The sequence below is a fragment of the Marinobacter maritimus genome (assembly GCF_007671675.1).
GTDB classification, from domain to species: Bacteria; Pseudomonadota; Gammaproteobacteria; order Pseudomonadales; family Oleiphilaceae; genus Marinobacter; species Marinobacter maritimus.
This window is the reverse complement of the sequence record NZ_VCGW01000001.1, coordinates 1,113,292-1,127,214: the sequence shown is the minus strand read 5'-3', so window position 1 is coordinate 1,127,214 and position 13,923 is coordinate 1,113,292. Positions and strand designations below refer to the sequence as shown.

The following is a 13,923-nucleotide window of genomic DNA, read 5'->3' as shown; positions in this document are numbered from 1 at the left end:
TTCAGAGGGGCTCGCTGAAGCGCTGCTGACGATAGCCAGCGGGAATCTGGTACTGGTCGCTCGAATGAAGTTCGGTTGAAGCGGATATAACTTCCATTTCCGCTTTCCGGTTAGAAAGATCAGGGCTGTTACTGATCTTTATCGCCATCATTTCAGGCCCGGACGGCAGAGCCATCAGATTGCCCATAACCGGGAATTGAATTGGCCCGGTGTCAGCATTTTTAACAATATCGGAAAAGGCTACAAGGTCAGAGAAAAACGACGTCAATACTTGGCCTTGGGAAACGAGCTGAGTTTCAGCCAGACATGCAACTCCCAATAATTTATCACCAGTGCTTTGATGTTCAACCATGTCGTGCCACTGGCAAGGAATTCCGGCAAACTCCCCTGCCCGGCCTTGTGGTAAAAATTCATCCACTTGCCTGGAAGCCCTCTGATTTGCCGGTTCAAACAATTGCTCGAAGCGTTTCATAGAAAGGGCTCGTTCATCGTCCGGTAATGACGCAATACTGGCCTCGAACTTTGCTACTTCACCGGCCAGTCTGTCGGCAAAAATCTGGACCTCTTTCCGATTAATCTGCTGGGCCAGTTGGCGTTCATGGTCCAGTAACCAGAGGTCCCCCGTCTCTGAGTTATACAGAGAGCTAAGCTTATTTGAGTCTGACAGGAAAGCGACTGAAGCGCTTCCAATGACCATTACCGTCCTGACCCGCTGCTGCCCGTATATTTGCTCGATCGTTAATCGTGTAGATGGTTGCTCAGCCATGACCGGCGTAGCCAATAAGCAAGGTAAAACCATGATCACAGAGTTTTTTAGCCAATGTCCAAGCCCTGTAGATGAACGCATTAAAACACCTTGAAATAGAAACAACAGGTTCATAGTGCGACAATCTATTTCAGGCGGCTATGGGGTGTAACCGCCCGAAAAGATCAAACCTCTGACGACTCGGAATTACCTAGGAAACGGCGTCCCCAGAGGCCGACAAGGCCCAATAATAACAAGGATACGGTCATTGGCTCGGATACTTTGACAAGAGAGTTGCCGCTTGCCAGTAGATCGAATGCCCGTTGACCCAAATAGCTGTGGGCAGCGGTTGTTGGATGGATTTCATCCCAGAAGGTATAGCTATCAGCGTTTGCGCATTCACTTTCTGAGAAGAACGTTGTCGATCGGCATTCATCCCTTGTATTGGAGAAGCCGAAAGCACCGGGGTTCATCAACAGCTCGTTAAAGAGGCCAAACACGTCAAAGTAAAAAATATCGGCGTCAGTGGTCTCGTTGAGCTCGTCAAGACCTTGTTTCAAACCCTCGTTCCAGGCAATCGATACCTCTGTCCCCGACGAGCTGTTCGGGCCCGTCCGGAATTCCGGAATATTGCCAAGGTCAGGAAGGTTCGGTACCAATAACGTTGTTACTCCGCTGTTTAGCAAGCCATCCAACATCCCAAACCAGGAATCCAACTGCGCATTGATAGCTGCAAGCGGGTCAGCATTGCCGACCAGGTCACGCATGTCATTCCCGCCTGCCCAGGCTACGTACAGAGCATCGGGATCCGAGCCAGCCCCGGCCAGACGATTGAAATATTGATCGTTTTGAGTAAGCAGCCCCGCGGATACGCCACCTGCCGTATCCACTCTGGCGCCACCATAGGCAAAGTTGTTACCACCCGCCGTAGACCTTGTCGCCCTTGAAGTGCCAAGTTCATCGGCAAGGTACTCATGCCAGACCGGGCCGTTGCTGAACCGGCCATTTGATCCGTAGCCAGCTGCGGTAGCGACCGGTCCAAAAGTACCGAAGGGTACTTGGCTCCTGGTATTTCCAGTATCAGAGAGGCTATCGCCGAAAATATAGATATCATTGAATGGAATGGCACTAACTGAAAAGCTCGCCAAAGCCAGACCGGTGGAAAAAATCAGAGAGGTGCCCAATTTCCTTGTAATTTTAAACGTCATCGATATTTACCTTTTGAATTGTTAGATTTTTTTTCTGTAAAGGTATGCCAAATGAATATAGGCAAACTAGGCGCCAGCCAAAGTAGTTACATTAGTTTTCAATGTGTTGCAGGGAAGTCCCGGAGAAAAATACAAATCTCCGGCTTCAAAGTGTAAAGATTTCCGACAAGACATAAGATCAGGGCTTAAAAATCAGAACATGTGGAACGATACTGCCCCTGTGCTCACCCCCTTTGAGGGTGAACCCGGACGCGATCCAATAGGTTGGTTGTGCAGAAGAGAATCTGAGTGTTCGCCACTAGCCCAGCGCAAGCCAAAGGCCCACCAGCATCATCAAGCTTCCGGAAATCCGATTGGCGAGGCGAACACTGCCACCTTTTCTTAACGCACGACTCAGCGTTTTGCCGCCGTGGGCGTATATCTGCAGGCAGATAAACTCAAGCGTCAGGATAATAATGACCAGCGCGCTCAGTTGTGGCGCAACAGGCAAAGAGCTATCAATAAACGGCGGTAGCAGTACGACGAAAAACGCCCAGCCTTTAGGGTTGGCAATTGCCGTAATGAACCCCTGTGCCGCTAGCTGCCAGCGCGATGCCGTATTGGGCGCTGCGTTTTCCTCGGGCATGGCCATTTTACCTCGAGAACGCCACATTTGAACGCCTAACCAGATCAAGTAAGCCCCGCCGGCATACTTGAACAGCTCAAATGCTGCCGGGTAACGCAGCATAAACGTTGCGACACCTATTGCGGAGGCGGTTGCAACTATTGCCACGCCCACCAACTCCCCTGCCATCATCCACATTGCCCGCCGCACGCCGATAGTGATACCCAGTGACAATGCCAGAGTCATACACATGCCGGGTGTGATCGAGACTATAAAAAAAGTCGGGATAAACGCTGACAACAAAGATAGGTTCAAAAACGACACGTCAGACCACTCATAAATGAATTAGGGCAGGTTTGGCAGGATCCATGGTAGTTCATCCATTCCTTCCATCCCAGCCAGTCCTGGACTATCTTGCTCCCTGATCCGCATACGCTCTGACAGGAACCAAACCCATGCCTTCAATATCAGCAAACGAACGCTACGTTTCGACCTCTGCCGGTGAGCTCTATGTTAAGAGCTGGACGCCTTCAGAAGTTTCCAATACTGAAACCACCGCGCCGATCGTGCTATTCCACGACTCGCTTGGAAGTGTGGAGCTTTGGAGGGGTTTTCCGGAACAACTGGCTCGCACTCTCGGTCGACAGGTCATCGCCTATGACCGGCCCGGGTTCGGGCATTCCTATCCCCGAACGGACATTCTGGAAGCGGACTTCATTATTAACGAAGCAACTGGCCCCTTCACAGCCATACGCGATGAACTTGGCATAGAAGATTTTATCGCCTTCGGGCATAGCGTAGGTGGCGCCATGGCAGCAGTGTGTGCCGCAACCTTCCCCGCTCACTGTGTTGCGCTGATTACAGAAGCGGCTCAGGCGTTCGTTGAAGATCTTACGGTTCAGGGTATCCGCAATGCAAAGCAGGATTTCGCGCAGGATGGCCAGATTGATCGCCTTAAAAAATACCACGGTGAAAAAGCGGACTGGGTTCTGCGCGCCTGGACGGGTACCTGGCTATCAGACAACTTTCAGCACTGGACCCTGAACGAAACACTATCCAGAGTGAGTTGCCCTGTTCTGGCCATTCATGGTGAGGACGACGAATTCGGCTCAACCGCTCATCCGGAACTTTACACCTCCCTGCCGGCAGGCCCTTGTGTTTTGGAGATGCTGAAAGAATGCGGGCATGTTCCGCACAGGGAAAAACCGGATGTTGTTGTGCGTCTGGTGAATGATTTTATTGAGAAGCACTTGGTGCCCTGTTAATCAGGGCACCAAGTGTGCCGGCTATTCAGCCTCGAAGCTTGTTCAGTATCTCCTCAGCAATATCCACCCTCACCTTCCCCAATTTGACCAGATCTTTTGCCACCGTTTCGATCTCTGCGCCAAGCGCACCTGCCATCACAGCAATGTTCTTGGCGTGCAATGCCATGTGGCCTTTCTGGATCCCCGTAGTCGCCAGGGCTTTGAGGGCGGAAAAGTTCTGAGCCAGGCCAACGGCAGCAATGGTGCGGGCCAATTGATCCGCACTTTTCACCGCCATAATGTCCAGCGCAATGCGTGCGGTGGGATGGGATTTTGTGGCGCCTCCTATGAGCCCTACCGGCATAGGCATTTCGATCATGCCGGTCAGATTGCCATCCCCGTCTACTTCCCATCGGGTCAATGAACGATAGCGACCGGTTTGTGCCGCGTACGCGTGCGCCCCGGCTTCGACTGCGCGTGTGTCGTTACCCGTGGCCAGAACCACGGCGCTGACTCCGTTCATAACACCTTTGTTGTGTGTTGCTGCACGGTACGGGTCGATGTCTGCAAAATCATAAGCGGCAAGAATGCCGTCCCTGACCGACTCACCGCCGATAGCATCGAGTGTCCAGGTTGCACGGGCTCTCGCCAGCCTGCGATCCGCGAGATTCGAGAGAATGCGCAGGTAAGTCCGTCCTCCGGTCCACTTTGCAATCAGCGGCGCTACGGCCTCTGCCATGGAGTTCACGGCATTAGCGCCCATGGCATCGCGAGTGTCGACGATGAGGTGGGTAATCACCATGGCGCCCGTGTGGCGGCCCTCCAGAACACGCACCTCCACGTCACGAAATCCGCCTCCGTGTTTAAGCAGAACCGGGTCGGTTTCATCACAAATCTGTTTGATTTCCGCTTTGTGCTCAAGAATCTGCAGGCGCGCAAACTCCGGGTTGGGCACTTCAACCAGTTGCACCTGAGCGATCATCAGCGAACCGGACATGGAAGTAATAAAGCCTCCGGAATCCCGGCACTGGCGAGCGGCGTTGCAGACTGCAGCGACCACCGACGACTCCTCTGTTGCCATCGGAATCAAGGTGTCCTGCTGATCTACCAACATGTTGGTCGCAACACCAATGGGAATATTCATGGTGCCGATGGCGTTCTCGATCATTGAATCTGCGATCTCGGCAGTCAGATTGCCGGTGTTGCCCATATGCTCGACAACATCCGGGGTCAGGCCGGCCACTTCGATGACTTTCTCCAGGCGTTCGGCCATGGAGAGGTTATGAAATCCGGAAATACGGGAATTTGAGGTAGACATGAAATGAATCTCCGCGATTTAAAGAATCAGGAAACCAGGCGTTGGGACAGCTGATTGGGCAGCCAGGTCACCAGGTCCGGGAATAACATGAACAGAATCAGCGCCATTATCTGCAGTACGAGGAACGGCAGGATTGCGCGATACACGGTCTCCATTCCTATACCTGGCGGCAGTACGCCTTTGATGTAGAAAAGGGTGTAACCGAATGGCGGCGTTATGTACGCCATTTGTGCGGTAATCAGGAACAGCACACCAAACCACACCGGATCAAAGCCAAAGGCAGAGATGATTGGCATGAACACCGGTACACACAGCAAAATGATGCCGATCTCATCCAGGAAAAGACCCAGCAGAACCAGAATGCCCATCATTGAAAGCAGCACCAGCCAACGGTTAAGTTCGAGGTTTTCGATAAACATCAGCAGTGAGTCCGCACCGCCGGTTCCGGTGAATATCGACACAAAGATCTTGGCTCCGATGGTTATCCACATGATCATCGTTGTTACGCGCAGCGTATCCATGGCGGCATCGCTGAGGTTTGCAGCGGTGAACTGGCCCTGCAGCATTGCTGATAGCATAGCCCCCACTACACCAACTGCAGCGGCTTCCGTCGGCGTGGCGATTCCGGCATAAATGCTGCCCAGAACACTGAACACAATCAGTGTCGGCAAGAACAGAGACTTCAGTGAGCCAAACATCTCGATCCAGCTTATTTCGATGTTGTCAGGGGCAGGCGCCAGGCTGGGTTTCAGCATTGTCCGGATCACTACGTAGCTGACGTAGAGACCGGATAACACCATGCCCGGCACTATCCCGGCGGCAAACATTTTGCCCACGGATATCTGCGCCGTAGCAGCGTAAACGATCGTGATGATCGAAGGTGGAATCAGGATGCCCAGAGTGCCACCGGCACAGATAACACCCAGCGCCATCTTTTCGTCATAGCCGCGGCGCAGCATGGACGGAAGAGCCAGAATCCCCATGGCGGCGACTGCAGCCCCAACGATGCCGGTCATGGCGGCCATCACGGTGCAAATGGCAATAGTCCCGACTGCAAGGCCACCGGGCAGGCGCCGGAACCAGAGTTCCATCGCTTTGTATAAAGCTTCGATAATGCCCGAACGCTGGAGAATGCTTGCCATCAGCACGTAGAGAGGAATTGCCAGCAACACGTCAGAGGTCATGACGTCGTAGGTCTGTAAAACCGTCAGCACCAGTGCGTCCAGCCCCCACAATAAAATGGTGAACAACACGGCAAGTGAGATCAGCACGAAGGCCAGGGGCATCCCGCTCAACAACAGGAGCAGGAGCGAAAAGAACATGGCGGAGAAGACAAGCGTGGAACTCATACCCCTGCCTCTTCGCGAACGCTGATACGTTGAATTGCAGTAAACAACTCCGCAATGGACTGAAGCAGCAGCAGGATGAACGCCACCGGTATCAACGTTTTCACGGGCCATATAGCCGGGTTCCAGGATGAAAACGAGGTTTCGCCGGAATCGATGGAGTTTTGAGCGATTGGAATGCTCTGATAGATAAGAATACAACTGATCACCACGATCACGGCGTAAATGCCTGTGTCTGCGATCGCTGCTATACGAGGCGACAATTTGCTATACAGAATGTCGACGTTCACATGGCCGGCGGTATGCAAAAAATAGGGCCCAGCGAGCAAAAAGTAAGGGCCGAGCAGCAGAGTTGATAACTCCAGTGCCCAGATTGTTGGCGCATCAAAAAAATAACGAGCCACAACTTCATAGGAAATAACGGCGACCATTATGAAAACCAGCGAGGACGCGGCGATGGCCAGCCAACGGTTCACCCGCGTAATAGTTTGGCAGTAGCCGTCAAGAATCTGCATACGGAAGCCTCAAATGGAGGGAGCATCAGCCCGGCTGATCCGGGCTGATCAAAGTACATCTGATCTGAAGCCCTACTGGATAAGGCCCAGTTCCTTCATGAAGTCGATCTGGCTTTGCAGTACTTTGTTGGCGAGCTCATCGTCGCCTGCGGCGTCCTTCCAAGCTTCCATGGCGGTTGGGCGGGCACTGGCTATGACAGCCGGATCAAGATGGATTATCTCAGCGCCCTGCTCCTGGAACTTTTTCAGTGCTATCGCATCCTGCGCAATAATATGCTGTCGCAGTGAACCTGAAATTTCTCGTGCGGACACTTCAAGAGCTGCTTTGTAGGAGTCTGGTAGCTTGTCGTAGGCTTTCTGGTTTGCCACGTAGCTGGTCGCGGTCGTGGGCTGATGGAAACCAGGCACAATGACATACTTGGCCACTTCGCCAAGCCCTGCTTCCAGGTTGGCTGTCAGATCACCCCGGTCGGCAAAATCGATCACACCCTTTTCCAGCGCCTGGTATACCTCGGCAGTCGGGAGTGGCGTAACAGCAACACCAAATTTGCTCATCACTGTGCTGGCGAGACCGACAAACCGGCCCTTTTTGCCTTTTACATCTTCAGGCTTGTTTATTGCGAACTTTGAGTGAATCGGCTCCTGGCCGTAAACGGTGGGCGCAATGTAGAAGAGCCCTGCTTGGGCGTAGGCTTCCCGCGCAAATTCGAGCCCGCCTTTTTCGTAGAACCAGGCTTCATACTGATCCGACTCGGGAAAGCCAAAAGGTATGGTGCTGGTAAAGGCAAATGTCGGGATGGCACCGGCTTTGTACCCGTCGAAGGTCTTCATCATCTCGAAGGCGCCGCCCCGAACTGCTTCAAACGCCTGTGCAGAGGGTGCCAGCTGGCCCCCACCAAACAAACGAATGGTGAACTTGCCGTCGGTGAGTCGGGAGACCCGCTCCACAAATTTTTTCTCGTATTCGTAGGGTGTTGTTCCGGCGTCCCAAAGGGCCTGCATGCGCCAGTTAACGGTTGGTTGTTCTGCTGCCACGGCGACCCCGGACGCCAGCGCTGCCGCTGCTATAACGCCGCATATCGTGCGTCGGATGTAACCATGAGCCTTCGGTTTGTTGTGCAGTTTCATCTCATTCTCCAACTTTGTTGTTATGTGCTCATTGGCGTTATTCGCCAAAAAATCCACCGCATTATTTTTGTTAGTGTTGCCTGTACAAACTAGGCCAGACAATTAGAATCAACAAGGGACAGTTCGGCAATGTGTACCACGGACTGTACCAGTGCAATAACTGGTACACTTTTGAGGTTGATATTAAAGTGAGCATTTCTCGCGCACAACAAATTGCGGACAGCCTGATCCGGCAAATTGAGTCTGGGCGGTTACTTCCAGGTGCCCGCTTGCCTTCCATACGTGTGGCAGCAGAAGGTCACGGAGTTTCCAAGAATACTGTTACCGACGCCTACGATCGATTGGTTGCTACAGGCTACATCCATCCTCGTAGAGGTTCCGGGTTCTATGTGCAGTCAGCCAGCCCTACCCCGTCTATTTCGCGTTCTGAACATGTAATCGAGGCGGTAGATGTGGTGTCGTTATTGCGGGAACAGCTAAACCAGCACTACGAAGTGCGTGCCGGCGACGGGCGGCTACCGGCCACCTGGATGGAAAGCTCCGAAATTGGCAGATACCTGAAGCGAACTTCCAACGCGACCGACTATTCCGATGATTTTGAATATGGCCGGCCACAGGGCCTTGAGGTGCTGCGGGAGGATGTAGCCCGGGCATTGAACGACCGATCAATCAACACCAGCCCGGACCAGGTGTTGATGACTTTTGGCGCGAATCACGCTCTGGATCTGATTGTTCGGCATTTTGTGCAGGCGGGCGATGCGGTTCTTGTCGAAACGCCTGGCTATTACCCCATGTTCAGTAAATTGAAGCTCCAGAAAGCGAAGGTTGTGGGGGTGAACCGGCAATCGGACGGACCAGACTTGGACATGCTTGAAGAGGAGATTCGTGCCCACAGGCCAAAGTTGTTTTTCGTTCAGCCGATGGCCCATAACCCAACCGGAACATCCATGTCATTGCAGAAGATGCACCGGCTGCTGACTCTGGCTGAGAAGTACGATTTGGTGATTATCGAAGATGACCCTTTTGCTGACATTCTTCCGAAAGCGACGCCGCACCTTGCGTCTCTGGACGCCCTGAATCGTGTTATCTATGTAGGGACTTTTTCAAAAACCCTGTCGGCGAGCTTGCGCTGTGGCTATATCGCCGCAAGTCCGGAGCTTATAGCGTCGCTGACCGACATTAAAATGCTGACGGTAGTGAGCAGTTCGGGTATTACCGAGCGACTGGTTCATGAAATGATTGTTCGCGGGCGTTATCGCCGACACTTGAAACGTCTCAGAGACAGAGTTGCCAACGCCAGCATTGACGCAGTGTCTGCCCTGCACGGGATAGGGTTGGATCAGGTCGAGAGCCCTACCGGAGGTTACTACATCTGGTGCCCATTGCCGGAGGGTGTGGACTCGATGGATCTTACCGTTCAGGCTGCGCGGCAAGGTATCTTCCTGGCGCCGAGCCGGCTATTTGAACTAACCCGCAGAGCCGGAAATGAAGCTCTGCGGGTCAATATCGCCCACGCAAACAATCACAAGTTTGTGAGTTTCATGAAAGGTGCGTTGGCTCTATAACCCATCAGGTAGTTTCGTCAGCTTTAACGATTTTCGCCTGATGATGCTCAACCAGTTCCTCCAGGCTCATGTACTCGCATTCCTTGCTGGCGATAAAGCTGTCCGCAGAGTCTATCAGTATGTTGTCATCCCTCATGAAGCGGCGCCCGAGCAGCACCGGATAGGAAAAGTTGCCACGATCCGTCAATGAAAACTGGGTTTTATGGCTGGTACCGGCAATGCAGAAATCCATCATCACCACGTATCGTCTTTGGGACGGTGCGCCTTTGCGCTTTATGAGAACGGTGCGCTCTACCGGTCGTTCAAGCTCAAGAATAACTTCTTCATGGTCGATGTCACCCTCAGTCGGGTGATCCTTGTGGTCAGCCAGAGGAATTTGGAACTTCACCCATTTCTGTTCATCCTTTTTGAATTCCTCCACGTTGACGGCGTGCAGAGATGAGGTTTTTGCACCTGTATCCAGTCGCGCTTTAAGCCTCAGGCCCGTGTCGTTCATCACAACCCACTCTACGAAGCCTAACGTCTCGGGAACCGAGGCCTGGTTTTCTGGCGCTGTTTCTGCCAATGCTGCTGTTGGGAAAATGAGTGCCGTAGCCAGTGAAAAAGGTAATAGAAACTTCATTCAATTCCTCCTGCAAATTCCTGTAAATCAGGAAAAAATGATAAAAAATGCGCTTCAAGTTCGGAGCGCAATGGGCGTATTTCGTGAATGATTCCTGCAAACGAATTCTGGAACCGAATGCGCGCTGCGACCCTGTCCAGCGCATAACCAATGTTGTCGAGATCGCGGTAGGATCCAAACCAATCGTGAGAAACCATGTGTCGTGTGGTTCTGCTCATATCAGGCGTCATTAATGCTTCGTTGTCCTGCAGCTCCGAGTAGACCCTGGTGATAAACATGCTTTGGTCGGCATCGGTAAATTCGGTCCAGTGCTGGAGCAGAAAATGGTCGTACAAGACATCCAGCGCAACGCCCGCGAACTTACGACGTTGGCCTGAGAATAGCCGTTTGCTGGCCAGAACATCCGGATGCTTGTCGGTGTAACTGTCTACCGCCAGATGATGGCGAACGCCCAGCCTTACGGAATATGGAAGGGCTGCGAGATCCACGCCCCGGGTAAAATCGCCCAAAAGGCTACCGACTCGCGCCTCGGGCGAGTCAGGAGCAAGAAACAGATGGGCAAGATGATTCAACGTAGAGTTCCCGGGTCGGTCAGTTTGTTTGTCATGTTTTATTGAGATTGCATTAATCTGTATCGCTTTTCCACATCCAGAACCGTGATTACGCCTTTACTGACGGTGTTTTAATGCCTGAGTAATATAGTGAAAGCCACTTGTAACCTTGCGGTTGGGGACCCCCGCAGGTATTCTGACGCCCTCTCTCAGTTCAGCTATCCCGAGCATTCATTGAGAAACCTTTATCCAGTTATCTTTATTGTAAGCATCATGTTTGTGCTGTTAAGCATATTCATGACGCTACCGATATTTCTCCTGCTTGGCTCGGAAGCGCCGAATACTGTGTCGTTTGTCGAGTCCGCTGCGATTGTTTTCGGCATTGGTGTGTTTGGTATTGTTTCCACCTACCGGAAACCCAGGGATTTGAAACCGCGCTACATGTTCGTGCTCACGGTGTCCTCCTGGTTCATTATCTCCCTGCTATCTGCACTTCCTTTTTACCTTAGCGACCATGGCATTTCTGCTGCGGATGCGTTTTTTGAGGGTGCGTCAGGTATAACAACCACAGGTGCGACGGTATTCAGTGGCCTGGATACCATGGACAGAGATTTACTCCTCTGGCGTTCTATACTGCAGTGGATCGGCGGGATCGGGATAATCGGCATGTTCGTAGCCGTGCTGCCGTTCCTGCGAGTTGGTGGTATGCGGCTATTCGCCACAGAATCATCGGAATGGACAGATAAAGCCCTCCCCAGAATGAAAACCCTGAGCCGCGGCCTACTCGTTGTGTACGTGTTTTTCTCCTTCACAGCAGTAGTAACTTACTGGTTTTCGGGAATGACGCTGTTTGATGCGTTCAATCACGGCTTGACCAGTATCGCCACCGGCGGATTCTCAACCTCTGATCAGAGCATGGGCAAGTTCAATGATCTGATCCTGGCGGAAGCTTCGTTTTTCATGATGATCGGCAGCTTGCCGTTCTTTCTCTTTGTACGCGAACTCCACGGCCAGCGTGGGGTGTTATTCAGAGACCAGCAAGTAAGACTGTTTTTAACCATCCTGCTTGTCATACCTGCGCTGCTCACGCTTTACCGCTGGGCTGTCTCCCCTGTGCCTTTTGATCCGGTTCATAACTACGTCGCCACCTTGTTTAACGTTACATCTGTTGTAACAACTACTGGTTACGCCTCTGAGGATTATTCAGCCTGGGGGCCGCTGGCGTTTGTGTTGTTTTTCTTCCTTATGTTTATCGGCGGGTGTTCCGGATCAACCTCTGGCGGCATGAAGATTTTCCGCTTTCAGCTGTCGGTGATTGTGCTTCGCGAGCAACTGATCCGTTTGCTGCACCCACGGGCCGTACTAACCCGTAACTACAACGGCCGTGCAGTCAGTGACGATATTATCGCGTCGATGATTGCCTATACCTTTATCTTCCTGCTCTGCCTGTTGTTGATCACGGTATCGCTGGCCGCCATGCAGTTGGATTTCATCACCTCTTTGTCCGGTGCACTTACTGCTCTGACGAACGTTGGGCCAGGGTTGGGTGACATCATCGGGCCGGCTGGAAACTTCGGGCCCCTGCCCGACCCTGCCAAATGGATTCTGGCGGTGGGCATGTTGATGGGGCGTTTGGAGATCCTGAGCGTGGTGATCGTACTCTCTCCGGCATTCTGGCGCAGCTGAACGCCGCAAATGGCCTCTATTGGCTGGCCTGTATAGAGGCGATGGAATCAACCACATGACGTGCTGCCGAATTGATCTTTGCGACGATTGATTTGACGCTGCTAACCTGCCCTTGCCCTTCTTTGGCCACATCAGAGACTTCTTCAATTCGCAAAAGCACCTCAGTCGACAGTTTAAGATTGTCGTGAATCACCGTTTCGATCTCAGAGGTTGCCTCACCGGTACGGCTGGCAAGCTGTCGTACCTCATCAGCGACAACAGCGAAACCGCGTCCCTGTTCGCCAGCGCGGGCCGCCTCTATAGCAGCGTTCAGCGCGAGAAGATTCGTTTGTTTGGCGATACTGGCGATTGTTCCCACAATTCGCTCGATATTCTGGGATTGGTCATTTAACTGCTCAATGACCTGCCGGGCATGTGTGACTCTTTCCCGGATCTCCTCCGATGTGGCCATTGACCTGGCGAGAGAAGCTTCGACTTCCTCAACACTTCTCGCTGTCTCTTGAGCCGTTGAGTAGGCTACACCAGCGGCTTCAGTGGTGCGCTCGCTCTGTTTAACACGATGGGTAATATCGCTGGCGAACTTGATGATCTTGAGCGTTTTCCCGTGTTCATCAATAATCGGGTTGTAGGATGCTTCCAGCCAGATAACGGTGCCGTCTGCGGCTATCCGTTTGAACTGGCCGGACTTGAAATGGCCATTGGCCAGATCTGACCAAAAAGTTGGATTGTCCGCATAGAATTCGCCCGGGCAAAGCATTTTGTGATGTTTACCTTTCAGGTCTTTAAGGCGATAGCCCACCGCGCCCAGGAAATTATCGTTGGCGGATAGAATGAAACCATCAGGACTGAATTCAATTACCGCCATGGATCGACTTATCGCATTGGACACCGCGTATTGGTCGGTAATGGTTTCATGCTCTTTGGTAACATCTGACGCGATTTTCAGAATTTTGAAAACCCGACCGTCAGCATCCTTGACGGGAAAATAGGTCGCTTCCAGCCAGATTTTGGAGCCGTCTTTGGCGATTCTTGGGAAATGACCTCTATGGCTTTTGCCACCCCGGAGCTGGGTCCAGAAGTTGAGGTATTCATTACTTTTGCAGTAACCGGCTTCGCAAAACAAGCGGTGATGCTTCCCTTCGATCTCAGAAGCATCGTAGCCGATAGTTTCAAGAAATCGACCGTTGGCGGCAAGAATTAGACCGTCAGGTGTAAACTCAATGACAGCGAGTGATTCATCGATAGCATTAAGTGTAGAGTTCAGTTCTAGGTGCTGTTTTCGGTACAGCTCGATTTCTTGCTTGTGCTTACGAAAAATCATTACATATTTGCCTTGTGGGTGATGATGTCTTGGTTAAACACCAGTGAATTGGCAAATATACGATCAGTGG

Annotated in this window: 13 protein-coding genes; 3 read left to right on the top strand and 10 right to left on the bottom strand. The window is 52.2% G+C overall.

Annotated features, from left to right (window positions below):
* Position 1: 1 nt before the first annotated feature.
* The 3 genes from FFI90_RS05135 to FFI90_RS05125 form a co-directional block, all read right to left on the bottom strand.
* Positions 2-880: a hypothetical protein gene (locus FFI90_RS05135; protein ID WP_144776821.1), complete on the bottom strand. Its 879-nt coding sequence runs from the start codon at positions 878-880 to the stop codon at positions 2-4.
* Between the two features lie 50 nt (positions 881-930).
* Positions 931-1,953 carry an SGNH/GDSL hydrolase family protein gene (locus FFI90_RS05130; RefSeq protein ID WP_144776820.1) on the bottom strand — a complete coding sequence of 341 codons (1,023 nt, stop codon included), beginning with the start codon at positions 1,951-1,953 and terminating at the stop codon, positions 931-933.
* Positions 1,954-2,251: 298 nt separating this feature from the next.
* The gene (locus FFI90_RS05125; RefSeq protein WP_144776819.1) at positions 2,252-2,881 is read right to left on the bottom strand and encodes a LysE family translocator; all 630 of its coding nucleotides are present in this window, start codon (positions 2,879-2,881) and stop codon (positions 2,252-2,254) included.
* Positions 2,882-3,012: 131 nt separating this feature from the next.
* On the opposite strand from FFI90_RS05125, the gene FFI90_RS05120 reads away from it, so the two are divergent.
* Positions 3,013-3,822: an alpha/beta fold hydrolase gene (locus FFI90_RS05120; protein WP_144776818.1), complete on the top strand. Its 810-nt coding sequence runs from the start codon at positions 3,013-3,015 to the stop codon at positions 3,820-3,822.
* A 25-nt stretch (positions 3,823-3,847) separates the two neighbouring features.
* Here the strand turns inward: FFI90_RS05120 and FFI90_RS05115 are convergent, their stop codons facing one another.
* The 4 genes from FFI90_RS05115 to dctP all read right to left on the bottom strand — a co-directional run bounded on the left by FFI90_RS05115 (position 3,848) and on the right by dctP (position 8,108).
* Complete coding sequence (locus FFI90_RS05115) at positions 3,848-5,119, bottom strand: hydroxymethylglutaryl-CoA reductase, degradative (protein WP_144776817.1); 1,272 nt, start codon at positions 5,117-5,119, stop codon at positions 3,848-3,850.
* A gap of 26 nt (positions 5,120-5,145) precedes the next feature.
* Positions 5,146-6,468 (bottom strand): TRAP transporter large permease, encoded by a 1,323-nt coding sequence (locus tag FFI90_RS05110; protein ID WP_144776816.1) that lies wholly within the window; start codon positions 6,466-6,468, stop codon positions 5,146-5,148.
* Positions 6,465-6,980: a TRAP transporter small permease subunit gene (locus FFI90_RS05105; RefSeq protein WP_144776815.1), complete on the bottom strand. Its 516-nt coding sequence runs from the start codon at positions 6,978-6,980 to the stop codon at positions 6,465-6,467. Before FFI90_RS05105 ends, FFI90_RS05110 begins: the two co-directional genes overlap by 4 nt.
* A gap of 72 nt (positions 6,981-7,052) precedes the next feature.
* Entirely contained in the window at positions 7,053-8,108 is a 1,056-nt protein-coding gene (gene dctP, locus FFI90_RS05100; protein ID WP_144776814.1) for a TRAP transporter substrate-binding protein DctP, read from the bottom strand.
* A 188-nt stretch (positions 8,109-8,296) separates the two neighbouring features.
* Between dctP and FFI90_RS05095 the strand changes: the two genes are divergently transcribed.
* On the top strand, positions 8,297-9,673 hold the full coding sequence (locus FFI90_RS05095) for an aminotransferase-like domain-containing protein (protein ID WP_222120475.1): 1,377 nt from the start codon (positions 8,297-8,299) through the stop codon (positions 9,671-9,673).
* Positions 9,674-9,677: 4 nt separating this feature from the next.
* Here the strand turns inward: FFI90_RS05095 and FFI90_RS05090 are convergent, their stop codons facing one another.
* A complete protein-coding gene (locus FFI90_RS05090) occupies positions 9,678-10,295 on the bottom strand; it encodes an ATP-dependent zinc protease family protein (protein WP_144776813.1) in 618 nt (205 codons plus the stop codon).
* Positions 10,292-10,867, bottom strand: coding sequence for an acyl carrier protein phosphodiesterase (locus FFI90_RS05085; RefSeq protein WP_144776812.1), 576 nt, complete (start codon positions 10,865-10,867; stop codon positions 10,292-10,294). Before FFI90_RS05085 ends, FFI90_RS05090 begins: the two co-directional genes overlap by 4 nt.
* A 252-nt stretch (positions 10,868-11,119) precedes the next feature.
* Here FFI90_RS05085 and FFI90_RS05080 point away from each other — a divergent pair, with 252 nt between their 5' ends.
* Positions 11,120-12,532: a TrkH family potassium uptake protein gene (locus FFI90_RS05080; protein WP_144777228.1), complete on the top strand. Its 1,413-nt coding sequence runs from the start codon at positions 11,120-11,122 to the stop codon at positions 12,530-12,532.
* A gap of 16 nt (positions 12,533-12,548) precedes the next feature.
* Here the strand turns inward: FFI90_RS05080 and FFI90_RS20395 are convergent, their stop codons facing one another.
* Positions 12,549-13,853: a methyl-accepting chemotaxis protein gene (locus FFI90_RS20395; protein WP_144776811.1), complete on the bottom strand. Its 1,305-nt coding sequence runs from the start codon at positions 13,851-13,853 to the stop codon at positions 12,549-12,551.
* Between the last annotated feature and the right edge of the window lie 70 nt (positions 13,854-13,923).